24 protein-coding genes and 5 tRNA genes are annotated in these 22,729 nt (G+C 62.7%); 8 read left to right on the plus strand and 21 right to left on the minus strand.

Translation table 11 applies throughout. From position 1 onward, the window contains the following. Positions 1–712: 712 nt before the first annotated feature. The 19 genes from NMK44_RS21485 to NMK44_RS21575 all read right to left on the minus strand — a co-directional run bounded on the left by NMK44_RS21485 (position 713) and on the right by NMK44_RS21575 (position 11,358). Positions 713–931: a hypothetical protein gene (locus tag NMK44_RS21485; protein WP_254745512.1), complete on the minus strand. Its 219-nt coding sequence runs from the start codon at positions 929–931 to the stop codon at positions 713–715. A gap of 60 nt (positions 932–991) precedes the next feature. Further along, positions 992–1,354 (minus strand): beta barrel domain-containing protein, encoded by a 363-nt coding sequence (locus NMK44_RS21490; RefSeq protein ID WP_254745514.1) that lies wholly within the window; start codon positions 1,352–1,354, stop codon positions 992–994. Positions 1,355–1,356: 2 nt separating this feature from the next. Beyond that, a complete protein-coding gene (locus NMK44_RS21495) occupies positions 1,357–1,908 on the minus strand; it encodes a hypothetical protein (RefSeq protein ID WP_254745516.1) in 552 nt (183 codons plus the stop codon). A gap of 382 nt (positions 1,909–2,290) precedes the next feature. Next, complete coding sequence (locus NMK44_RS21500; RefSeq protein ID WP_254745518.1) at positions 2,291–2,773, minus strand: deoxycytidylate deaminase; 483 nt, start codon at positions 2,771–2,773, stop codon at positions 2,291–2,293. 305 nt (positions 2,774–3,078) lie between these two features. Then, on the minus strand, positions 3,079–3,369 hold the full coding sequence (locus tag NMK44_RS21505; RefSeq protein WP_254745520.1) for a hypothetical protein: 291 nt from the start codon (positions 3,367–3,369) through the stop codon (positions 3,079–3,081). A gap of 260 nt (positions 3,370–3,629) precedes the next feature. Further along, on the minus strand, positions 3,630–4,004 hold the full coding sequence (locus NMK44_RS21510; protein WP_254745522.1) for a hypothetical protein: 375 nt from the start codon (positions 4,002–4,004) through the stop codon (positions 3,630–3,632). Positions 4,005–4,012: 8 nt separating this feature from the next. Continuing rightward, entirely contained in the window at positions 4,013–4,330 is a 318-nt protein-coding gene (locus NMK44_RS21515; RefSeq protein WP_254745524.1) for a hypothetical protein, read from the minus strand. A 1-nt stretch (position 4,331) separates the two neighbouring features. Beyond that, a tRNA-Lys gene (locus NMK44_RS21520) sits at positions 4,332–4,404 on the minus strand. 138 nt (positions 4,405–4,542) lie between these two features. Next, a tRNA-Arg gene (locus NMK44_RS21525) sits at positions 4,543–4,614 on the minus strand. Positions 4,615–4,621: 7 nt separating this feature from the next. After that, a tRNA-OTHER gene (locus NMK44_RS21530) sits at positions 4,622–4,748 on the minus strand. A 39-nt stretch (positions 4,749–4,787) separates the two neighbouring features. Beyond that, a tRNA-Pro gene (locus NMK44_RS21535) sits at positions 4,788–4,861 on the minus strand. A gap of 40 nt (positions 4,862–4,901) precedes the next feature. Then, positions 4,902–4,975: transfer RNA gene (locus NMK44_RS21540), tRNA-Trp, on the minus strand. 209 nt (positions 4,976–5,184) lie between these two features. Beyond that, the gene (locus NMK44_RS21545) at positions 5,185–5,421 is read right to left on the minus strand and encodes a hypothetical protein (protein WP_254745525.1); all 237 of its coding nucleotides are present in this window, start codon (positions 5,419–5,421) and stop codon (positions 5,185–5,187) included. A 155-nt stretch (positions 5,422–5,576) separates the two neighbouring features. Continuing rightward, the gene (locus NMK44_RS21550) at positions 5,577–6,767 is read right to left on the minus strand and encodes a hypothetical protein (RefSeq protein WP_254745527.1); all 1,191 of its coding nucleotides are present in this window, start codon (positions 6,765–6,767) and stop codon (positions 5,577–5,579) included. Between the two features lie 382 nt (positions 6,768–7,149). After that, a complete protein-coding gene (locus NMK44_RS21555) occupies positions 7,150–7,623 on the minus strand; it encodes a hypothetical protein (RefSeq protein WP_254745529.1) in 474 nt (157 codons plus the stop codon). Positions 7,624–7,917: 294 nt separating this feature from the next. Beyond that, the gene (locus NMK44_RS21560; protein ID WP_254745531.1) at positions 7,918–8,259 is read right to left on the minus strand and encodes a hypothetical protein; all 342 of its coding nucleotides are present in this window, start codon (positions 8,257–8,259) and stop codon (positions 7,918–7,920) included. Positions 8,260–8,462: 203 nt separating this feature from the next. Next, the gene (locus tag NMK44_RS21565; RefSeq protein WP_254745533.1) at positions 8,463–9,830 is read right to left on the minus strand and encodes a DnaB-like helicase C-terminal domain-containing protein; all 1,368 of its coding nucleotides are present in this window, start codon (positions 9,828–9,830) and stop codon (positions 8,463–8,465) included. Positions 9,831–9,854: 24 nt separating this feature from the next. After that, entirely contained in the window at positions 9,855–10,892 is a 1,038-nt protein-coding gene (locus NMK44_RS21570) for a hypothetical protein (protein WP_254745535.1), read from the minus strand. Positions 10,893–10,968: 76 nt separating this feature from the next. Next, on the minus strand, positions 10,969–11,358 hold the full coding sequence (locus tag NMK44_RS21575; RefSeq protein ID WP_254745537.1) for a hypothetical protein: 390 nt from the start codon (positions 11,356–11,358) through the stop codon (positions 10,969–10,971). Positions 11,359–12,621: 1,263 nt separating this feature from the next. Between NMK44_RS21575 and NMK44_RS21580 the strand changes: the two genes are divergently transcribed. From NMK44_RS21580 to NMK44_RS21600, 5 genes are all read left to right on the plus strand, one after another. After that, a complete protein-coding gene (locus NMK44_RS21580; protein ID WP_254745539.1) occupies positions 12,622–13,026 on the plus strand; it encodes an HIT family protein in 405 nt (134 codons plus the stop codon). Positions 13,027–13,326: 300 nt separating this feature from the next. Continuing rightward, positions 13,327–13,491: a hypothetical protein gene (locus NMK44_RS21585; protein WP_254745540.1), complete on the plus strand. Its 165-nt coding sequence runs from the start codon at positions 13,327–13,329 to the stop codon at positions 13,489–13,491. Positions 13,492–13,782: 291 nt separating this feature from the next. After that, the gene (locus NMK44_RS21590; RefSeq protein ID WP_254745541.1) at positions 13,783–14,043 is read left to right on the plus strand and encodes a hypothetical protein; all 261 of its coding nucleotides are present in this window, start codon (positions 13,783–13,785) and stop codon (positions 14,041–14,043) included. Between the two features lie 131 nt (positions 14,044–14,174). Then, entirely contained in the window at positions 14,175–14,441 is a 267-nt protein-coding gene (locus NMK44_RS21595; RefSeq protein ID WP_254745543.1) for a hypothetical protein, read from the plus strand. Between the two features lie 498 nt (positions 14,442–14,939). Next, positions 14,940–15,653 (plus strand): hypothetical protein, encoded by a 714-nt coding sequence (locus NMK44_RS21600; RefSeq protein ID WP_254745545.1) that lies wholly within the window; start codon positions 14,940–14,942, stop codon positions 15,651–15,653. Here NMK44_RS21600 and NMK44_RS21605 read toward each other — a convergent pair whose 3' ends face one another. Continuing rightward, complete coding sequence (locus tag NMK44_RS21605) at positions 15,654–16,502, minus strand: glycosyltransferase (RefSeq protein ID WP_254745547.1); 849 nt, start codon at positions 16,500–16,502, stop codon at positions 15,654–15,656. After that, positions 16,502–17,449, minus strand: a complete 948-nt coding sequence (locus tag NMK44_RS21610; protein WP_254745549.1) for an NAD-dependent epimerase/dehydratase family protein — start codon at positions 17,447–17,449, stop codon at positions 16,502–16,504. The genes NMK44_RS21605 and NMK44_RS21610 overlap by 1 nt, the downstream gene beginning before the upstream one ends. Positions 17,450–17,603: 154 nt before the next feature. On the opposite strand from NMK44_RS21610, the gene NMK44_RS21615 reads away from it, so the two are divergent. The 3 genes from NMK44_RS21615 (at position 17,604) to NMK44_RS21625 (ending at position 22,127) form a co-directional block, all read left to right on the plus strand. After that, positions 17,604–18,695: a vWA domain-containing protein gene (locus NMK44_RS21615; protein WP_254745551.1), complete on the plus strand. Its 1,092-nt coding sequence runs from the start codon at positions 17,604–17,606 to the stop codon at positions 18,693–18,695. A gap of 656 nt (positions 18,696–19,351) precedes the next feature. Continuing rightward, positions 19,352–20,053 carry a hypothetical protein gene (locus tag NMK44_RS21620; protein ID WP_254745553.1) on the plus strand — a complete coding sequence of 234 codons (702 nt, stop codon included), beginning with the start codon at positions 19,352–19,354 and terminating at the stop codon, positions 20,051–20,053. Between the two features lie 28 nt (positions 20,054–20,081). Next, entirely contained in the window at positions 20,082–22,127 is a 2,046-nt protein-coding gene (locus NMK44_RS21625; protein ID WP_254745555.1) for a hypothetical protein, read from the plus strand. The last annotated feature ends 602 nt before the right edge of the window (positions 22,128–22,729 follow it).

Genomic DNA, 22,729 nt, shown 5'->3' on the forward strand with positions numbered 1-22,729 from the left:
CGGCCTTCTCGACGGGCCTTGCATCCCCATCCGGAGTGAGCAGTGCGGATGGCGCAGGAAAAGCGGCAACCACGGTCATCTTCAATCCCCCTTTGCGAGACGGCGAAGCCTTCTATACGCCTGCCGGAGGGCAGGATCAGCATCAGCAGGCTGAGGCCCGAGGGCAGCGAGCACCGCCCTGGCGTCCTCCCCGCTGAGTAGCTCGGCAGGGTTGGGTCGCCGCTCGACAGGCGGCCGAGGCGGCTTCATATTCCGAGGGTGGAAGCACCGGCCGCGCCGAGCAGTGCCGTCACCCCCCAGTTGCTGGCGGTCCTGGTCGTTGGTACGCAGGCTGGTCAGCGTAACTGTGACCTCCCGCCCGCAAAGGCGGCAGATGGCAAGGAAGCGCTCGCCGTAATGCTCGGGGACGCCTCCGGGGGCGTGGTATTCAGAGCGGTCGACCAGCGCCTCCCGTTGCTGTTGAGTCATCGCAGCGACTCCGCGCGGACGAACACGGTCCCATTCATTTAAGGACATACAATCCCTCACGCTTGATCCAGGCATTTTCACCGCTCGAGCGACCACCCGTGCTGCGGGCTCTACTCGGCGCGCCAGTCGCCTCCGTCACGGACCCAGCGGGGCGGGGGTCCAGCCGCAGGGGCCGTGCCGGGATGGACTGACGGCCTCGTGGGGTGCACGGTTCTGCCGTGCACCCGGGCGGCCTTCAGGCCGGTCAGGTCAGGGCGGCGCGGACGGCGCGGAGGTCGCCCAGCGTGAGGCCGGTGCGGACACCGTCGCCGTAGATGCCATTGGTGGCCTCCAGGACCATGCGGCTGTCGGGCTCGTCGACATAGACGCGCAGCACGTGGTCCAGCGCCTCGGTCGGGGTGGCGGGGGCGTCTCCGTACTGCTCCATTGCCTCGCGGCGGATGCGGCCCAGGGCTCGACTCATTGCGATCTCCTCTGCGTGTTGGTGGTGCGGCGGACCATGCGCGGTGAGCGGGGGAGGGCGTCAGCTCGACTTCGCCTGCATGACAGCGAGCAGCGCCTTGAGGGTCTCAGTGGTCATGCCCGAGCGCGCTTCATGCCGGACGTCGATCCCCGCGTCTCGTAGGTTCGCCAGGAGCGCCGACCGCTGGTCCATCTCCTCATACTGCTCCGGCGTGCACAGCCGTTCCCGGACGCCGGTATTGCTGTTCTCGATGCCCGTTTTACGGTCGAACCGCTCCCGCTTCTCCCGCCCGTTGGCTGCGACGTAGAGGTACTGGCGGCCGACGCGCGACACGGTCACGGGCTCGTCGCCGCGATACCGGTTCCCGGACACCAAGATCAAAGGGTCACCGACTTTGACGCCGACAAGCCAGTCAGTGCGCATAATCAACTCTCCTTCTCGTGTTTGTAGTCGGCACCGAAGGCCGGGTCGGGGTAGTGGTCGTTATCGACGGCGACGCGAACGGTGTCACCGTCGAGGAGGAGCGTCCACTGCCGGTCGTGCACCAGCACCTGCGCAACCTGATTGTCTTTCGGCTTGAAGGAATCAATAGACAGGGGTTCAAGGCCCTTCTTTCGGGCCACGTCAATCCACGACCCCTCAGCGACAGTTCTCCAGTCCTGGACCGATCCATCCAGTGACACGCAGACCGTAGCGGTGACGCTGCCCGGATCCACGGCACAGAGATTCATCAACCGCACCCACTCGCGGGTGCGGCCCGCCTGGTCGGCGATGAGCTTCTGGGAGACGGCGTTCTGGGTGGCCGTGATGACGCGGTCGACGAGGACGCGCCTCTCGCGATCACGGTCCCTTCTTGCCCGCTCTTTCGCCTCTCGGGCGGCTGAATCGACGGCCCTCTTCTCGCTCTCAGCCTTCCTCACGCGCGCGCTCGCGGCGGCGATGGAGGCGAGGATGGTCGGTTCGTCATCGCGTTGCATGCCAACATTCTATTAATGCTTGGCCAAGTTCCGCAAGGTGATTGGCGTTTGTGCCGTGACATCCACGGCGGAGTGCTCTCACGGGGGCGTCAGCTGCTCCCACAGCCACGGAGTGTGCGTGGTGTGACGGCGGTGCCTGCCACAGGTTTTGCAGTGGTTCGGCCTGATCTGCATCGGGGTGACCGCGTGCAACGGCAGCCGCCAGTCTCCTTCGGCTTGAAGGTGGTCACCCCGATGCTGGCCGCAGCGGTCACAGATCCAGTAGCCGTCCGACCTGGTGGCGCCTTCGTGAAACCAGTGGTCAGTGATCATTCATGCCGTGCCTTCCGGTGGAGGACAACTCGACCAGAGCGCTCTGACACACTATTTCTGGTCGTTGCGATTACGGCTTGCGCCATTCTCCGCCGGGCCACACAACTCGTGCGACGCCCGTATTGCCGATGATCTTTTGACAGCCGAGACATGGGTCCGTCGTGATGTACAGGGTCGAGCCCTCGAGGCGTCGGCGATCCGAGACATCGAGCAATGCGTTGACCTCGGCGTGAATCGCGATGCATTGACCACCCGGCGATGTGTCGTAAGACGAGCCCGGGGGAGCGGCCTGCATGCAAGGCCAGACCCCTCCGCAAGCGCAGCTGTCCCCACTGAGGTGATGGAGACCTCTGGGGCACGCGCCTTCAAGACAGCTGGCGCCGCCGCTCGGACCGCCGTTGTAGCCGCAACCGATAACTCGGTGATTCTCGTCGAGCAGGACGGCTCCGACCTGGCGCCTGGTGCAGTCGCCCCGCTTGGAAACGGCCTCGGCGATGCCTATAGCCCAGGTGTCCCAATCGGGGCGCCGCTTATGCCTCGACTCCTCCGTCACCGCGAGCAGTTGCCTCCGTGGCCGAAGTTGCGCAGCGTGTGGCCGTCGCTATTTGTGTAAGGATCCGGCGTGACGGCTCGCTTCATTGTCCCCGTGTTCTCGTCACGTTCCATCGGTGCCGGATTCTGGCATGGTTCACCGTTCTTGCCGCTGGTTGGCCGACTCCAGCCGGAGCTATCCACAGGCGACTGCCCGCCGTCGTACTGTCCCACGTTCTTTCCTTTCGTTGGTTACAGCAGGGCCCCGATCGTTAAATCGGGGCCCTCTGAATCTATCTGCGCCTTGTCGGGGTGGGGGTGAATGGACTACAAGAGAGTGAAGAGATCCAGCTTTGGCGCGTCATCACCGGCTTCGACCAGTGCCGTGACGATGTCCTCCATGTAGACCGGCGGATGCTCGGATCGAAACAGATCATCAGCTGTGATCTTATCGAAAGAAGCCACAACCCGGTACACGGGGGTGATCAATCCATGCTCGCGTACATACGCGAAACAGCCATCACGATCCCAGGCCATGACCAGATCACGAAATTCGATCGAACCCTGAACTGTCGTCAGTCCATGCTCGGCGCGATTCTGCTGGCCGCCATTCTGCATCTTGAACTCCTACGTGGGGATACTGGAAAAGGAACCGAGGCCGTTAGAGAAAACATCAACGACTCGGCCCCAAGGAATGAGGTACTCGCTATCGTTGACGGAGTCGCCGTCGTCGTCCACCTCGATAACAACACCCAGTGAATTAACCCTGCAGGCATTGCTCTCTTCGAGGGTGTTTCCAGCGCTCAGATATCTAACGATCATCGGCGATCCCCTGTTCGCCACTTAACATTATCTCAGCGTAGAAATTCGATAACCAATTAGATCCAACGGCCGTCCTGAATTACGATCGTTCCATCCTTGAGCTCTAGGTCAGTGATGAAGTGCGACCCCACAGCACCGTCGATCTCCGCCCTGTCGTAGGTAGCCCACCAATCATCACCTCGCCTGGCTTTTTCGACATTCACCGTGTAGCCAGGACGCAGGGCTCGTGCAGCCTCCTGAGCCCTTTCCTCCGTAGGCAAGATGAGAGTTCCGCAATTATCGTTCATCCCGATAAGGAAGAGATCGCGTAACTCGAAGCCACGAAAATCGAGCACACTCAGGATCGGCTCGGTTGATCCGTGAGTGATGACGTTATCAGGATGGCGATGTGTCCATCTGCTGCTTGCGTAGCCATCTCCCCATGAGGGCATGCCTTTCCTCAACTTTCAACATTGACAATTCGAGCGATGGCCGTGGCAGCGATACCGTGTGGCGCAACGCGCACCCACTCGCGAACACGACCGACAACAGCCTCGGCTTCATTCCGCTGACGCCTAAGGACCCGCATGACACGCTCGTTCTCCTTGAGCTCGGCACGCAGACGAGCGTTCTCGGCGCGCCACGCCGCGTACTGACCCAGCGGACAGTACCCAAGAATCAACGGATTGCCATGACTTGGGCAATCCTGATCGGGGCCGTCGTAATCCATCGGATTCTTCGACGAGCAGGAACACTCGCCCACGTCTTCGAGATTCACGTGCGCCCGGCAGGACTCGAACCTACGACCAGCCGATTAAAAGTCGGCAGCTCTACCAACTGAGCTACGGGCGCGCTTCAGCCGGAACCCCCGAAAGCGAAAGGTCATTCGCTTTCGGGGGTCTGAGGCGCTCAATGCCGGGGTGACCTCCCGATGGCATCTCGCTCCCCATGTGCAGGCCGTGGATTTTTAGTCCAGGCTGCGCACCGTCGTACCCCTGACAGGATTCGAACCTGTGCGTCCGCCTTAGGAGGGCAGTGCTCTATCCTCTGAGCTACAAGGGCTTTGATTCTCTTCTGACGGGATTTGAACCCGCGTTAACGCGTCGGGGCCACTCCGTCGAAGCGGTTCGGAGCCTTCACTCCCGGGGTCTCGATCCCCTCGATCGCGTCGTCTTGGGCCACTGGACTACAGAAGAGCTATTGAATTGTTCCTCAATCAGGCTTGCGCGAGCCAGTCGGAATGACAGGATTCGAACCTGCGACCCCTCGCTCCCAAAGCGAGTGCGCTACCAAGCTGCGCCACATTCCGGAGATCTCCAGGATGACGGGGGAAGCACCCTGGAGATCAGCAGGGGAGGCAGGATTCGAACCTGCGGCATCCGGTTTTGGAGACCGGCGCTCTGACCGTCTGAGCTACACCCCTAGGCCGATCGACGGAAGGTATTGATCCGTCGATCGATGCTCCCACTCTACAACAGAACTCTGGTATTTCATAGCGGATTTACGTCCTGAGATTGCATCGAACCGTTTCGCTCAGTCCTCGTTCTCTGGATTCTCCGGAGTGTCCGGCGGGGGATCGTCCGGCCCTCTCGACTGCTGGCTGCACCAATCGCACATATGATCACCTCTCGTCTACTGCGACACCGTCCACCGCTCTTCCCGCCTGCGGATCTCGATCTCACAGAGAAGGTCCTGAAGGGCTGTCCGCGCGAAATCCAGAGCCCCCTCCTGTGCCCCCTCCGGAAGGCGCGCGATGTCGGCGAGCACCTTGTCCCTGAGTAGATAGACCTTCCCTTTGAGACTGGGGGCCGACTCGATTCGGTCCTCCCACCAGGAATCCCGGACGGAGTCACATTCAGGCTTCGCCACGCGACTACCTCCTCCTTCGAGATCCGCGCGAAGTGCGGATCCATTTGATTCGAGGATAGCAGATGGCCTAGGCCATGTCAGCCCCTGAAGATGCCGACACAGAAACGCGGGGGAGAGTTGATCTCTCCCCCGCGTCGACCCAGGGCCCGTGAGCATTACCCGCCCTGCGCCACCGACTGCCGCCCGGAGGTGCTCGCCGGACGCAGGGTCCTCACGTTCGCGCCCATGCCCTCCTCGCGCACCACCTCTTCCGCCACGTCGCCCGTGAAGACCTCGCTCTTCGGCTCGCTGTACTCGCGCCCGAGGTCGGCGTATTCATCGACATGACGCTCGGCGAGGCGGCCCATATGCGCGAGAACATCGCCAACGGGCCAGCGCTCATCCTGTGCAGCCTCTTCGACCGTCCGACAGGAGAGGGCGATCCCCTTGCGTATACTCCGCTCACGAAGGATATGGGCAGCCTTGACCGGCTTGCTCGTATCATCAAAGGCGACGCGCTCGATCTCGCAGAGGTAGGCAAGGATCTGACTGTAAGATCCCTGACCTTCCGCTTCGATCTCCGCCGCCACCGTCTCGGGGGTGACGACACCGCCCCGGGCATCCATCCGGCTTACGGCGCCCACCGCGATCCTCAGCTGCGGGCTGGAGCTGACGTCGACTTCACACAGACCGAAGGCCATGCCGCACCGCAGCATTGACCCGAGGATGGACCTCTCCAGGCTCTCCTGGCTGAAGCCCTTGAAGGGGATGGGCTTCTCCTTGTGGTGCTCCTGGACCTCGATCACCATCCGGGGCCGTGCCGTGGCCCGCTCGAAGGGCACGATCTCAAACTCGTCCAGCCCGTACCCATAGTTGCGGTGATCCGAAAAGTCCGCCCCGTCCTCCATCAGCGGGGTACACACCACTCGGACCCGGTTAACCACCTTGCTGACGTGATTGTGGACTTCTTCCGCATACTGAAGACCGGCCTTGTCGCAGTCAGCGACAATGATGACCTCGGAAGCACCCGCGAAAAAACGGGTGTACTCGAGACGCCACTTGCTCTTGCCCGCTCCCGAGAGTGCGGTGGTCGCCACCTCGTCCGGAAAGTCCAGCGCCATCCGGTCGGCGTCCTTCTCGCCCTCCATCAGCCAGATGCGGCGACCGTCAGCGGCGGCCCGCAGAACCTTCGGCAAGTCATACAGGACTCGGCGGATACCGCTCGGCAGACCCCAGCTCTTTCCGTACCGTTTTGACGGGTCCGGATACCACTGCGCGAACGGGGCCTGGCAGCCCTCACCCTTCCGTGAACAGCGCGCCACCACGTACAGCAGCTTGCCGTCCTCATCGACATACCTGTACTCCATCGCCTTGTGGCCACCGCATCCGTGGATCTTCTGACACGGCATCCACAGATCGGCGGCTGGCCGCCCACTAGTCCCGGACTGTGTCTCGTTGTCGAAGACGTCAGCCCACTTGAGCCCCAGCTCGGCAATGATGTCCTCAGTTGCGCACCCTGCATGACACTTCAGGCGCGCCCCCTTCTCTCCCTGACTGAAGGACAGCGACGCGGTCCGGTCGTCGTGCGCAGGGCAGAGAGTCGTGCAGTAGCCCCCATGCGACCGTACGTTGGACCCTCGTCGCGAAAATGCCGCAAGCACGTTCGCCATCCCTGACCCGTGGGCCATCCGTATCCCTCACTCCCCGCCGGGCATCAGCACCCCGCATGGCGGGGCGTCGCGTTATCCATCATGCCGGGCGGTAGATGGGGCCGCTCGGGTCGTACACGACCGAAACTTTCACGCCCTCCGAATCGAGCAGGACGGCGTCGTCACTCACGCGCAGTATCTCGATCGAACAATTCACCGATTGCCTGTCAATCCCTTTGTTGGTGACGAGAATTGGGGCGTTCGTCTGATCCCTCAACCGGCGCAGTTCACGAATCTGAACGCCGGGGGTGTAAATCAGCTCAGCCCCTCGGACTCTGTCCCAGCCGGTCCCCGAGGTGTGGAGCGAGATGGGCAGGTGGCCCAGGGCTCGCGCTGCCGACCTAGGGTCTCCGTCGGCCAGCAGCGTGATCATCCTCCGCCACACCTCGTCGTCATCCCGCGCCTGCGGCAACAGCATCAGGACTCGGGCTCCCGAGACCGCCGCGCCGCAGATCACCTGCGCCGCCAACACGTCGGGGTGACCACCCGAACCATCGGCAACGAGTGCTGTCACACTACCCTCTGGCAGCCCCCACCCTGGTCTGGCCAGGGAGATCGGGCCAGTAATGATCTTCATTCTTCACCCTTTCCGAAGCAGCGCGGCCACCAACTCGCGCTCCAGTCAGGGTACTACATGGCCTGGGCCATTCGCATGACTCTCCCGGCAGGGCGTGACTCGCGTGCCGGAATAGGACATATCAAACCCCCATCCTGAGTAACCTCAGTACCCGGCGCCCCGCCAGGGACGCGTGCAGGGTCAACCCCCGCCTGCCGTAGCAGACACAGGTCGACCCTGCATCGCCTGGGCTCACTTCGCCCGAAAGACGACCCCCCTGACTATCTCATCATCGGACGCAGTAATCACCCGTTGAACAACGTCTAGTACTGGTGTCTGATTGCGCCACTCGAAGTCCCGTGGAGGCTGGATCGCCTGCTGACGATCCATCGATAGCTGACCTGCCACGGCGCGAAGATAACGGTCGCAAAGCTCGAGCTTCACGGCCTCGACGGTCCAGTCCTCGAACCGCTCGCGAATCGTTTGCCGCTTGCTGCCCAGGTGGGCGGTTTCCAGCCGATTGCGTGCGGCTTCCGCCTTCCTGTCGGCTTCCGTGTAGCGGGCATTGACCCACTCGCGCTCCGAGCGGACCACCCCCTCATCGTGAGGCTCCAGGATCAACAGCTCCGCTGGCTCCACGAGTCGCCCCAGTGGGCCCAGGTTGTCGGCACTCAGATACTCACCCTGTATCACGTCCGCCCCCCGGGTCTACGTTCGGGACATCCCCGAACAGTAGCGCAGGAAGTACTCATCTTTCTGCTTCACCCTTCCTTCCCTTTCCGTTTCGATTTCTTCACTCACCAGGACGGGCCACCCGTCATCCGGGCGCTCGCCGGGAGGTATCGCATCCTCTCCCCGTCGAAGATCAAAGCGTTTTCCCCCAGGGTTCCGTTCCGGTTTTTCACCGTATGAACGGATGCCTCGGAACCCGGCTTCCCCTCGAAGAGATGCCGCTGTAGCAACAGGATTGTCGAGGCGACATTCTCAATCTTCGTTCCGTAGAGCAGGTCGTTCACACCAGGAGCCCTATCTTCCTGGCCCTGGATCGGCTTCTTGAGCTGACTCAGGAGAATGACGTGAGCCCCCAACTTGAGCGGAATATCGCTGATCCTGGACACCGTCTCCGACATCCGCTCGTTCATGTTCTCGATAGGGCGATCCGTCTGAACGCACTGGGCGTAGTCGATGACGAAGAGCTTGGCCCCCATGTCCCGAACCGCCTTTCGCGCCAACAGGTAGATTTCCCCTGCCGTCGCACCCGGAACGTACTCAATACGATAGTTCCGGTTCTCAGACTCCTCCTCGGCAAACTTGGCGATCCTCTCTCGCTGCCCGATCGAGAGATTGTTGCTGCGAATTTCGTCATGAGGGATGGCGAGTTCGGCTGAGGCGCACCTCTGGAGCAGCTTGCCTGGGGCCATCTCAAGCGAGAAGAAGACCGTCGGGGTGTCCTGCTTCTTTCCTGCGTAGCGGGCAATGTTCTGCCCAATAATGGTCTTGCCGTCACCCGAACGGGCGCCAATGGCCGTCAGGTCACCAGAGTGCATTCCGGTGGTGCGTTCGTCGATGTCGGGCAGCCCAAACAACAGGCCCGGCTCCCGCTGCCTCAGACCAAGGATGACGCCGAGGCCCTCCTCTACCAGACGGTCCCTCTCGTATCGGGAGTTCGGCGCCTCACCCGCCTCCACTGCCGCGGCGACGCGGCCGAAGGCATCCGCAATGGCAACGTCGCACTCCTCTTTGCCGGAGCGGACCAAGCTGGCTCCGTCATCCATCGCCTGCGAAATCGTCCGCCTGCGATGCAGGTCGCGAAGCACGCGGGCCCCATTGACCGCCTCCACGGCTCCGCTCGACTGGGACGCCAGCTCCCCAATCCGATCCGCCAGGATGTGGGTGAGTCCACCGGTCTTCCGTAGGGCCGCAGTAACCCCTGGCGGAGATGTCGAAGTCCCGGCCACCAAGCAGGCAATGACTGCTTCGTAGATAACCTGGTTGGCCCCAATCGTGAAAACCTTGGGCCCGGAGGAGCCGATAACTTCGACGATTTCCTCACGGCAGTCCAGAGGGTGGCCTTCACCATTCAGGAGCGCGCTGAGAACTACACCTTCGGTCGCCTCGTCCACCAGTGCCATGTAGCCACCGGGGAAGTCCGTCACGTTGCTCATTTTTCTTCACCTTTCCGAAGGAGTTCAGAGACTCCGGCGAACCTTTCGGCCCAGTTGCTTGAGGCGGTCCCGCTTTGCCTCGTCATCGCTAGAGGCAGGGCCGAAATCGATCTCAGGCTTTTTCTGTGAGGACTCACCGGGACCCCAGAGTTGATACGAGCTCAGGTCAACAGGCTGACCATTGATCTCCACGACCCCATCGCTGCGTGGACCCGACGGGGGGGTACCGAAGTCGGAGGCTTTCGTCTTGAGAAATGCCTCCGTACTGTGAATTTTGCTCGACACCAGAGAAGCCAGCTTGCTTGCAATCTGCTCGGGACTCCAGCCCTGGTCCAATCTTCCGGCGTAGGAGACGGCAACGCGCCGGGCTTCTCCCTCGAGAAGCCCTCGTCCGTTCACCCCCTTTCCGTGACACTTCTGGACCAGCAGACGGGCCAGCTCCTCCTGCCGGACGTTGAACTCGGGCTCCCCGGTCTTGACTGGGGAGCCCTCGGGTCCTTCGGCACCCCCCTTCAGGTCGGCCTCGGGCTCACCGAAAGGCTCGAACTCTTCCCGGCCCGGCTCCTCCCAGACGGGTGGCTCCGGATTCGTCTTTGGCGGGTTCGCCGGGCCGCGCTGCGCTCCGACCCTCACGCCCGTAATGGCGGGGGTGCTGGGGCGTTCGTCCCGGCGCTCGTACAGCGCCTTGGTCCCACACCTCTTAGATACGCGCTTCGCGTGCTCGAAGCCATTGACCGGACCCTTGTACTGCGGCCCAGGGTCGGTCACGAAGGCGACCACAAACCCGGACCCGTCCTGCGGCTCGTTGAGCCGGACCAGGACGCCCTTGTCGATCAACTCATTGAGGCCCCGGCGAGCCGTCGGCGGAGTCACCGGCTTCTCCCAATGGGCTGTCATCTCGCTGAACCAGAGGCTGGTCACATGCACTGCATGGGTCGGCACGCCGTTGCGGCCGAACTCGGTGTTGCACCTCAGGATTGCGTAAACGGTACGCGCGGCAGGTTTCAGCTCCATCATCGCTACGTAGTCGTCCGCAATACTAAAAGTTGGCCTGTCGCCCATGGCTCTGTATCATCCTCTGTGTTGGCTTGTCTGAGGGGTCCCGCTGCCACGGGGCCCCTTTTCTTTTGCCTGGGCGTTAGCCGAACGTGACGACCGGCAGGCCGTGGGCGCGACGATAGTCGCCCATCAGGGCGCGAACCTCGGGCGGGTAGATCTCGATCTCAAACCGGACCTTGCCCGTCTTGTATGCGGCAACCTTCGAAACGGCGCCCACCTTCAGCAGCTCCTTGAGCGCGGCTTCACCGTCCCCACCTGCGAGCTCATCGGCTTGCTGCTTCGTCAGCGTGACCCGGACGCCCTTGTCGTCCTCGAGTGAAGCCAGTCGACCCATCCGCATGTAGAGGACATGTGCCTGTGGAGTCAGGTTGAGCACGATCACCCAGTCCGCAACCTGCGTGGCCTTGCCGCTGCGAGCAAACCCGTCCATCTGTTCGACATTGATCGTGTTTCCCAGATACCCACCCATAACGTCCCCTTTCCGTAAAGCAACGGTAACACAACGTACCTATTGCACAAGGCTATTGGGATGTGGCGCTCATCAATGCGCAAGGGGCTTCCTGTTCGTGCTCAACCACGGGTACCCCGGGTCAACTTCTCCACGCATGGCTCTGACCGGCCGTCAAGCCGCCCTGGCCCGCCCGCTCTCCCGGCGAGCACCGAGCTGCCCCCTCTACCCCCGCTTACCTTACACATAGAAGTACAGGGGTCGCTTGTGCATGTGCAACCCCCCTACGCCCTACATCAAACCCCTTTGCACATCTGTGAACGCACGGCAAACCCCTGACCTGCGTGGATTAAGTATCCCCCGACGCAAGAAGTTAAGAATCCTCTCTATCTTACGGTCGGCACCTCCGGGCCCCGTAAGCTGACCGTCAGCTGTCAGCCCACCGGCCGGAGCCAGGTCCACTACGGTGCCGACCTCCCGTAGACGGGCAGCAGCAACCTCTCCTCCCTTCCGCCATCGCTCCGCGATGGCTTCTGTTCTTGGCGCCGGTCCGCAGTTGCGGACTAGCGCCGGATGAGGATCTTCGTTTTCAGTTTCCTGGCCCAAGCTCCTGACTGGCCGGGCACTGCGGCAAGGCATTCGCAGGAGGTGGGGGTTCAGGTGCACTCCGAGCGCGCCACCGGCACTGCGTCAGGCGCGTGGAGAAGACGTGAGTGAGCGGGGTTGGGTCCGCGCTTCAGTCGGTCAGGTCCATGACAAGAACGGTTCGACGCCCGTGGCGTCGCCCCACGCGCCCTCCGGATGACACCACGAAGTTCTGCGGGTGCCCCTGGCCGTTCTCGGGGAGGCAGTCCTGGCCGCAACTTTGCGTCCCGGCGTCCAGCCTGGCTCTCACGTAGTCCTTCGTTGCCAGGTAGCCGACCGGCTGCCTGTGTTCATTGGGGGCCGCCCTGAACGTGGCTCCCTTGGGGTCGGTTGGGCGACTTGGCTTCTTAGTCGGATCTTGGTGGTTTTTCTCTGATTGCTGCTCTATCGAGTCATCTAGGTGGTATTCGCACTATCCGTCAACTTCGTTGTGGTAGGGTGGTATTCACGGAAAGGTGATAGAGCGCTGAACGCATGTTCCAATTGAGTGGACACCTAAATGCTCAAGCGCCACAAAGAAACGGACATCCAATGAAGGAACCGGTTGGTTACCGGGTACTCAATTCTGGCCGGGCTGTTCTGTGCCCGCCATGCATGCAGCCGAGCAGGAAGATTGCATGCACGCTGTACGCAGACCGGATGCCCGAGGGTGAGGAGATCGCCTGCGGGTCTTGTGAGACCATCATCTGGCCAGAGCCCTGTACGTTCTGTGAAATTGTGGCTGGTCAGCGTGCGGCGGAGTGGGTGCTCATGCCGAACTATTGGCCAGACGCTGTAGCGTTTTTGTCGAAGAACCCTCTGACGGAAAATCACACGCTTGTAGTGCCGAAGGTTCACGTGCGTGACTTTGCCGCCAATCCGGACGTTTCGGCTACCGTGATGAAACGAGCGTCGGAGCTGATGCAATTCAGCCCGCGGCCCATGGTGCTGTTCTCCTTGCGCGGCAAGGAGGCTGGTCAGCGCGTGGCCCACCTGCATCTGAACCTTGTCCCATGGTCTGCGCGCAGCGACCGGGCAGGTCAGATGGTGCGCGCCTTCTCGTAACTCTCTCCCGAAGGGATCGTTGGAATGCAGATGAGGTTGCAGCCCGGAGACAACGCCAAACTCGCAACTGCTCGTTACGTCTGCAGTGAGGGGCAAGAGGTTATCGCTCTCCTGCTCCGCTGGGGCGATGAAAACGTGCGTAAGGCACTGAGCAGTATCTTCTTGCAGCATGAAGCCCCCCTCCTGGACATAGGGTCCGGAGTTCCTGCGCCTTCCGCCCCGGTGGGGGAGTACGTAATCCATGATCGTGGGGTTCTTGTAACGGTCGATGGTGCAGGGCCTTCCCTTATGGGGTTCAGCATGGACGTCAGCTGGGAGGCCACCTCTGGAGAATGGAAGCGGGCGGCAGAGCGCGCTGGGCATGCGTGGCTTGGCCTTGTTTCCGAACCGAGCTATCAGAGCCTGACTCAGGGTCAGGCGATTGCACCCGCCCCGGTGCTCAAACTCAAGCTGGTGGCCACGTGAACCGCCCGTTAGCCAAGGTGACTCTCGGGTGTGGATGCCGATTGTCCGTACACCGGAAGCCCCTGAACCGCACGAGTCTGTATGTCTGCCCGTCCAATCTGGGGCACAGGTACCAGCAGCCCTGGACTGCCTACACCGAGAACGGCCGGACCTTCACGAACGAGGCCGTGCTCAGCCGGAGTGACGGGCGCCACCCGAAGGCTGCCCAGTAGTGGGCGGCCCTCTTCGCGGACTTCTGCGAGATTCGTTGCAGTTCCTGCGAATCCATCGCAGAATGAAGAGAGGGAAAGCATGAACGAGACTTGGATCACCGTCACCGGATTTCTCAACAGGGACACCGTCGAGGACTCCCTCGGCCGCCTGGGCATGGCTGCGCTTGACAGTGGAATCAGTGACGCCGCACTGCGTGCCCTGGTGCGTCTCACCTGTCAGGCGCACGACGTGCAGGTTCACGGTCTTGGTGTGCACCGGTTCGAGGAGCGGCACCTTGAGGAGATGCGCGGCATCAGCCTCATCTACCGGCCCAACCCGGGCGAAGTGAAGATGGTGTGACGACTCGCCGAGTGCGCATGTGACATAGGGCACTGCCGTACCGTCCAGTCCTGGACTCTGGCCCTCGCCAGGCAGTGCGAGGCTCGATCTGGCCGCGAACAGGTTGCGGCATTCGGAGGGAGAAGAAGCAAATGAACCGTGTTGTTGCCGTTCAGGTGGTCAAGGACCGAACCAGCCCCGAAGCGTCGATCCGTCGACTGGTGTGGGCCACCCACCATGGGGATCCCGGTCTTTCCCGAAGCGCGCTCCAGACCCTGATTCAGCTCACGGCCATGGCCCACCCTGTGGGTGCCGAAGGTGACACCGTCGCTGCCACGTTTCCCGCGGCGGATCTTGACCGTCTGGAAGTCCTGGGGCACATCAAGCTCGCTCCGAGCGGCGTCGTAGAACTGATCTGAGGAGGAGGCCGTGCGCGTTCCTCGCGGCGCCGCGTTCCCTGCAATCTATGCCCTGTTCCGAATTGCGGCAGACGTTGCTGATCATTGGGTGCAGACAGATCATCAAGCTAAGCGCAAGACGGACCGAGGGGCGACAGGGCATGCCGCTCTCGCCGGGCATGTCGCCTCGTACACCGCCACACAGGCCACTGTGCTCCTCCTTGGGGACCGTGCCCTCGGCCTTGGCCTGCGCCCCCGGAGCATGGCTGCCGCGCTTGCGCTGTCGGGTGCGACGCACTATCTGATCGACCGTCGGTGGCCGGTCCGCAGGGCTGCCGAGGTGCTCCGCAAGGGGCCGTTCTACGAGATGGGTGGACCCCTTGGTGGGGCCTACCTGCTGGATCAGTCGGCGCATCACTTCATGGAGGGGCTGGCTGCATACGTGGCCACTCGATAGTCCTACGGAGTATCAGGAGAGCCGCCCAATAGGGCGGCTCTCCTGCGTGAAAGGAGAAGTCTATGGGGATTCGGATCCACAAGAAAATCGGCTGGGGCATCACTGGCCTCGAACACGACGAGCGCGGAATCCTGACGGACTCCAGGGTCAACGCTGACGCGCTACTTCAGTCTGTGGATGAGGTCGGCACCGAGTATCTCAAGTACCTGGAGAGTCGGCGCGATGAGGAAGAGGATCCTGATGAGCGATTTGAGCTGATGTCAATCATTGGGATGGTCGACGCGGCGCAGGCCCAGGGCGAAAGCCTGTGGTGGCCTGTTACCCGCGAAGACGAGGCGGGCCGCCAGGACGTCCTCCTGGTCCAGCCCGTCGGCATGCCTGGATGGTCGCGGTATGACGATCCAATCGACTTCGCTGAGGAGGGCGCGCTGCATGGGCCGATCGAACCGCGTGTAGTGCCCTTGGAGCGCGGCATCTACCCCCTCGAAGGGGCCTACATGGACAGCCGCGACGGACGTCGCCTGGATCCGGCGGCCAAGCGCTTCCTTGATCGCCTGATGGGCCTACAAGGAGAGGACGAAGGTCGCCAGAGGTATGGCAGAACCGCCGACCGCTTGGCGGAGAGCATGGGATTCAATGACGCTCACCATGCACGGCAGCACATCGCACCCGCTGTTCCGGCGGACATCAGACACGTCTGTTCCTGGTTGAACCTATTCACCGACCCTGACATGTGGCTTCAGCTCCGGCCGATGCTCTACGTCTACTGGGGTTGATCAAAGCGCCACTACGCGTCTGACGGCGCCAGGCGTCCGGTCGAGATCGACTGGCCGGAACCTGGCGCCTGGCAGAGTGCAGCGCGCCTTCAATTCTTCGCCGGACATTTCAAGGATGGCGTCAGCCTGCTCCTCGGGGGAGCCGGAGAGTGCCATGTCCCCGTAGCTCAGCCCTTCGAAGCCTGCGTGGTACGCCCGGGGGGTGAACGGAAAGGCGACGTGCAGACCCTGCTGGGCCATGTCGTTGGCCATCACGCCGTCGTACAGCGGGCCCGTGCGCAGCATGTTGGCTTCGCCAAACTCGGCGGTCATCGCCCTGCCCATGTCCTCAAAGTAGCCGGGCCGCAGCCTGCTGAGGATTTTTTCGACACGTCCGGGTCGGTAGCTGGAGCCCCAGACCTGAAAGGCGCCTGAAAGGTATACGGCGTCAGGCAGGTCTGGCATTTTCCAGTCGTCAGGCAGGAAGAGGTTCTCACACCCGCTCACCGAGTACGCGCTCGGCACCAAGGCGTGGGCGCGGCGATGGTACGCAAAGTACCCCTGCCCGATCAGGATGTCCTCTTCCAGGACGTGGACCAAGTCCTCCGTCCCCACCCAGTCCAGCGCCTCGCGCATCGCGGTGAAGACGTTATAGCTCCCCGTGGGGTAGTCGACGTTCCGCACTGCAAGCTGAGCGCGACCGGGATGTCCGTGAACGAATCTCTTGGCGACGGCGAGGGTTTCCTCGTCGTGACCGCAGTCCACGGACAGTATGACGCGGACGCCGCCGTCCATGGCCCGCCTCAGTTGCCGCAGACACGCCTCGGCGAACCCGGCCCGACGCCACAGCGGGACGATGACAAGGTCCACTACCCCTCCCAGTGGGGGAGCCAGGTACTTGCAAACCAGTCGACGGTCTGACCGATGCCCTGCTCGAGGGCCACGAACTGCTCGGGGTCGATACCCAGTGGCTCGAGTGTCGTCGTATCCGCGCGCACTACCGCCCCGGGCACTTCCCCTGGCCTCATGGGCAGATGACTCACCTCGACCGGTTCGCGGCCGGTTGCAGTTGCTGCCGCCTGGGCAACCAGGCGGGCAATGGCGTTGACGGTGCAGGAGTCGACGGGGCCGACCTCTGCTGGATTCTCCAGGCCCCGACCGTTGCTGGCCGTCCACTCCAGCGCCGCGACGAACGTGCGGGCGACGTCCTCGACGTAGATGCAGTCGCTGACCTGCGAGCCGTCGCCGTACACCTCTATCGCGGTTCCGGTCAGCGCACGGCAGGCGAAGGCGGGGAGGATCTTCCTGACCTTGCTCGGACCGTATGGCGCAGCTGCGCTCTGACCGGGGCCGTACGCGTTGACGGGCCTCACCACGGAGATCTTGCCGCCGCGGTAGGCGTTGTACATGCGCGCATAGTCTTCGACGCAGGTCTTTGAGATCGTGTAACTGCCGGTCGCATGGTCGCGCATCCAGGCGTTGCCGACTCCTGCGTAGACCGCAGGCAGGCCGTATTGAACAGCCGCCTCGAGAACGTTGAGCCCTCCGAGAATGTTCGTTGCGGCGGATGGCCGGGGATTCTGGATGGTTTCTTGAGTGCCAAGCACGGCGGCAAGGTGAATGATCCCGTCCACATGTGCCGCCAGCTCGGTCACGGCTGTCGGGTCCTGAATGTCCCCCAGGAAGAAATCTTCACCCTTGGTCATCTTGGTACGCGGGTACCGGTCAAAGACCACAACATCGTGTCCTTGCTTAAGCAGTTCACGGCGAACCCAGGAACCTATGAACCCTTGCCCGCCAGTCAAGCCGACCTTCATCTGTTTCCTCCCTGAGTGGCGTTTCGCCACTAGATGTGCAGTCTGCCACAAAGCGATCTCCGGGTCGCCCGAAGGCCCTGGTCGTGACGCGTTGTCAGTGCCCCCCGGTAGTCTGGAGATATCACTGGAGAAGTGACGGAAAAGGAGTGGAAGCATGCCCGCGAAAAAGATCGATCACAAGGTCAATCACGTCGCCCTCGTCGTCGACTGTTCTGGCTCAATGCACCGCCACGAGAGTCAGGTGGTCCGCGTGGTGGATGAATTCGTAAAGGGGCTCCAGGAGGAGTCGGATCGTCTCGGCCACGAGACTCGCATTTCCCTCTACCAGTTCGACCACCGGGTTGAGTGCCTCGTCTGGGACATGGATGTCAAGCGCCTGCCGTCCATGCGGGGCCGATATCGCGTCGAGGGTGGAGCGACAGCCCTGATTGAAGCCACCGTCACTTCACTCCAGGACCTGAAGAGCGAGGTCTCCGAGAAATACGGCGAGCACTCATTCCTTCAGGTCGTGTGGACCGACGGCGAGGAGAACGCCTCCGGCTGCTCCCTGACTGGACGGATGCACACCAGCCCGCACGGTGGCGTTCACGACCGGGGCCAGCTCACCCAGTGGGCCGACCGCATCCAGACCGCGATGGGCGCACTGCCGGATCACTGGACGTCGGCGATCCTGGTCCCGAATGTCCTGGCCAAGCGGACGGCCCAGGGCTACGGCTTCCCGGCGGGCAACATCGCGGTCTGGGATGCGGACACATCGAAGGGCGTCGAAGAAGCCATCGGCACCGTGAAAACGGCCGCCACGAGCTTCCTTCGAGGGCGTGAAGCGGGTGTACGCGGAACCAGGAACCTGTTCGCAGTCGGCCAGGATCTTTCGCTCGACGACGTGAAAAAGAATCTGGTGCCGCTCAATCCGAAGAGCTACAAACTTCTCAACGTGAAGTCCGAGGCGGAGATTCGTCCGTTCGTACAGAATCACGGACTGCCCTATAAGCAGGGTTGCGCGTACTACCAGCTTGGACCCCGTGTCACCGTCCAGGCATCCAAGGAAGTGGCGGTGCTGGAGAAGTCAACCGATCGAATCTTCTCGGGTGCTGCCGCCCGCGAGATGCTCTTCGGTGAGGCCGGTCTGGGTGGCGGCAGTATTTCGGTCAAGGCTGGCGTGAATCCGGATCTTGAAGTCTACGTCCAGTCCAAGAGTGTGAACCGGAAGCTCAAGCCGCAGACACGGCTTCTCGTGATGCTCTGAGTCGCAACACCCCAAAGAATGGCCACTCCGTGAGGGGTGGCCATTCTGCTTCCCGGATCCGTTTTGGGGGATCTGCGCTTAGGCTGCTCTCAGCGAGATTGGGGACTGGGATGCCGTTGCCGACAGAGCGCACGATAACGGGTAAATACACCAACCCCGTTACGGGTAAGCCGTACGACGGAACGAACGGACGCAATCAATACGTCGTACTTACGCCATATCCACCTCGCTGGGTAGATCGAAATGGCGACCAGATTCTTGCCGGAGGTGGCCGGGTCAACCTCGACGCGGACGGCAGCTTCGAGAAGAGTGTCGTCTGTACCAACGCAAGCGGAGTTCTCCCTGAGGGTCGAGTTTGGCAGCTTGACCAATTCATTGGCGACACCCACACTCCGACGCAATATCTGTCCGTCCCTCAGGGTGAGGGGTCGCTGGACATCACCGATTTGCTGTCGGTCGACATCGGTGGCATCCAGTACGTACCCGTGCCTGGACCGGCCGGTCCCACCGGCCCCGCTGGCCCCGCTGGGGCAGCAGGAGCGACAGGGCCAGCAGGGGCGACCGGAGCAACGGGACCAGCGGGCGGGGTAGGGCCCGCCGGACCGGCGGGGCCGCAGCCGCCTCTCGGTTCGGCTGGGGCGGGGTCAGAGATCGCCTTGCGCTCGACGGACCCGACAACCACGGATCCACGCACCCCGCTCCAGCACGCCTCCCACCATGCCGTCGGCGGATCCGATCCGCTCACTCCTGCCGCAATCGGGGCGCTCCCGACCACGGGCGGCATCATCGGCGGCAACTTGAACGTCACGGGCAACGCCTTGGGTGAGGACAAACCCGCCGCTCACGGGATTGCTGCCTGGTGCTATGACCCCGCGCTAGCGGTCAACTCAACCTCGTTGACCAGCGGCACGCTGTATCTCATTCGCGTCAACATTGCTGCCGACGTGAACGCCACGAAAATCTACTGGTGGGCTGGAAACTCAGGATCTTCGCCCGTCTCCGGTCAAAACGAGGTCGGCCTGTACGGCGCAAATGGCGCGCTGCTGACGGCGACGAACGTCGATGCAGCGATCTCCACCGCCGGACTGAAGGCCACCACCATCTCACCGCGGGCTCTGGCGGCCGGGGTGTTCTGTTGGATCGGAATGGTGTTCAACGCTTCGGTCCCGCCGACGCTGACCCGAGCTTCGGGGTGGACCGGTGTCGGTGTGGCTGCGAATTTGGGCTTGGCGGCGACAGGGCTTCGGTTCGCGACGAACGGCACCGGCCGGACGGCTCTGCCCTCGCAGATCGCTCCGGAATCTAATATCGGCACAGACTTCGCCGGACCATGGGCAGCGGTTGGCGCGGAGAACTAATCCCAGACGGGAGAAAGGGGGCCACCGAATGCCTTTCCCGACAGAGCGGACCGTCACCGGTAAGTATGTAAATCCGGTCACGCGTGAGCCGTATGACGGCAGCAGCGGGGACCATTACGTCATTCTCGAGCCGGTCCCTGAACGCTGGATGGATCAGACTGGGGATCAGATTTTCCTGGGAGGTGGACGAGTAGACCTCGGCGCTGACGGGCGCTTCGCAGAAGACGTGGTCTGCACGGATGCCGCTGGGGTGCTGCCCGCCGAGGGTCGCCTGTGGCGCTTGCGCCAGTACGTGGGCGGTTCGTGGTCTATGCAGCTCCTCGCCGTCCCCATTGGTGACGGTGCCCCACTCGATATCGCGGATTTCCCGTCCGTCGACGTGGAGGGAGTTGACTACGTACCAGTTCCTGGCCCTCCAGGTCCGCCGGGGGCAACGGGGATGGCAGGGGAGGCCGGTGCGCCGGGAAGTTCAGGCCAAGACGGGACGGACGGCGCCCCGGGGGAAGACGGGGCATCCGCGTACGAAATCGCCGTTGCCCACGGGTACATCGGCACCGAGGAAGAGTGGCTCGCCTCACTTGCGGGGTCAGGCGGTCTCGTCCAATCCGTCAACGACAAGCAGGGTGTGGTCGTTCTCGGCGCGGCGGATGTCGAGGCGGACCCGGCGGGGTCGGCCACTGCGGCGCAGACGGCTGCCATCAGTGCGGCTGCTGCGGATGCCACCGGCAAGGTGAGCGCACACGCGGCCGATACCACCAATGTCCACGGCATCCCCGATACGTCCAACCTGGAGACTACCGCTGGCGCACAGGCCAAGGCCGATACTGCAGAGGACTCGGCTTCTGCTGCTGCCCAGGCGGCGCTCGAGCTCCACGCGCAAGACGGCACCAACGTTCACGGCATCGCAAATACCACCCTGCTGGAAACCGCTGCGGGTGCACAGGCGAAAGCGGATGCAGCCTGGTCCGCTGCCGTGAGCGCGAGCGCCGGGCAGGTCGCCGACCATGCCGCTGCGACCGCGAACGTGCACGGCATATCCGACACATCCACCCTCGTTACTGAGGATGTTCTGGATGGATACGCCACGGGCCCAGACCTGGCTGCACACGCATCCGACACGACGGGCATCCACGGCATATCCGATACGGCTCTCCTGGAGACCAAGACCGGAGCGCAAACCAAGGCGGATGCGGCCCAAGCTGCGGCCAGCGCCGAGGTGGCCGGGCAGAGGGGCGCAGCGAACGGGCTGGCGGGGCTGGACGGATCCGTGAAGGTTCCACTGGCCCAGGTGCCGAGTCTCCCGGCCTCTCAGGTCACATCGGGAACGCTGGACGCTGCCCGAATCCCCGACCTGACCGCTGCCTACCTCGCGGTGGCGCAGCGCGGCGCAGCGAACGGGGTGGCTGGTCTTGACTCTGGCACCAAGATTCCCATTGCGCAGGTGCCGAACCTTCCGGCTTCTCAGGTCACCTCCGGAACCTTCGGCGCTGCGCAGATTCCCGACCTGAGTGCCATCTATCTGCCGATGGTCACGTACGGCAACATGTGGACCGCCAGCGACAGCGGGCTGATTGCGTGGACTTTCGATCCGGCCAACTCGTCCACAACCGGAACCACTCTGACCGCCGGGTACATCTACCTGCTGAAGGTCATGGTCCGGCAGCCTGCGACCCTGACAAAGATCAACATGGTGGTCGGCACGGCAGGATCCACCTTGACGTCCGGGCAGAACCTCGCCGGTCTGTACGACACCTCCGGAACGCGCCGGGCGATCACTGCTGACCTGTCCACAACATGGACCAGCGCGGGCAACAAGACGATCAACTTCACCTCGTCCTACAGTGCTGCCGCCGGGGCGTACTACCTTGCGCTGGTATTCAACGGAACTTCTTCACCCGTCTTTGCCTGCGGCTCCACTCTCGGGGCGGCCTTTACCCCAGGCAACGCCAACCTGTCTTCGGGGAGCTACCGGTTCTGCCGGAGTCCCGCAAACGGCAACACCTCATTGCCGGTGAACATCACGCTGTCGGGGTACACGCCAGACGCCAACAATCTCTATGGTGCCGTGGGGTAGGGAGCTTCGATGCGCGACAGCAATGTGGTCACAATTCTCCTTTTGGTGCTGATTGTCGTACTGATCTTCGCTGTTGCTGGAGTGCTGTAATCGAGGATGACCCGTTCGGTCGCACTGCCATGTGCGGACAAACCCATCTCCTTCGGCGTATTCTGAGAGTGGGTCTCTCTGGAGTCGGAGACTGGAGCCACCCTCTTCCCCCGTAGAGGGTGGCTCCGCCGTACTACAATTTGCGCCACAATCGGTGGTAGCGGGCTAGCTTGCGCCGCGCTCCGGTCCAGCCCATCGCCTTCTGGGGCCCATCTACGGCCAGGTAGCTCCTGGCCCCTGCCGGACTGGTGCCAGGAGCGCTCGTGTCCATGAGCAGCCCTTCCCTCAGCAGGGAGTCCAGGGCTTCGCGCCCCCGCGCCTTCGAGGTGGGCTTACCGTTCACGCCCGGCAGTAGCCAGCAGACTTGATCCAGCGTCATGGGGGGAATGCCGGGCCCCTGCTCGAACTGCATGCTCCGCAAGATGCACCACAGCCGGAAAGCTGTCGGATTGATCCGCTCGCAGAGCATGACCCAGTCAGGCACCTTCGTGAACGACTGTCGACGCCGGGCC

This window comes from Streptomyces cucumeris (assembly GCF_024295805.1).
Lineage (GTDB): Bacteria > Actinomycetota > Actinomycetes > Streptomycetales > Streptomycetaceae > Streptomyces > Streptomyces cucumeris.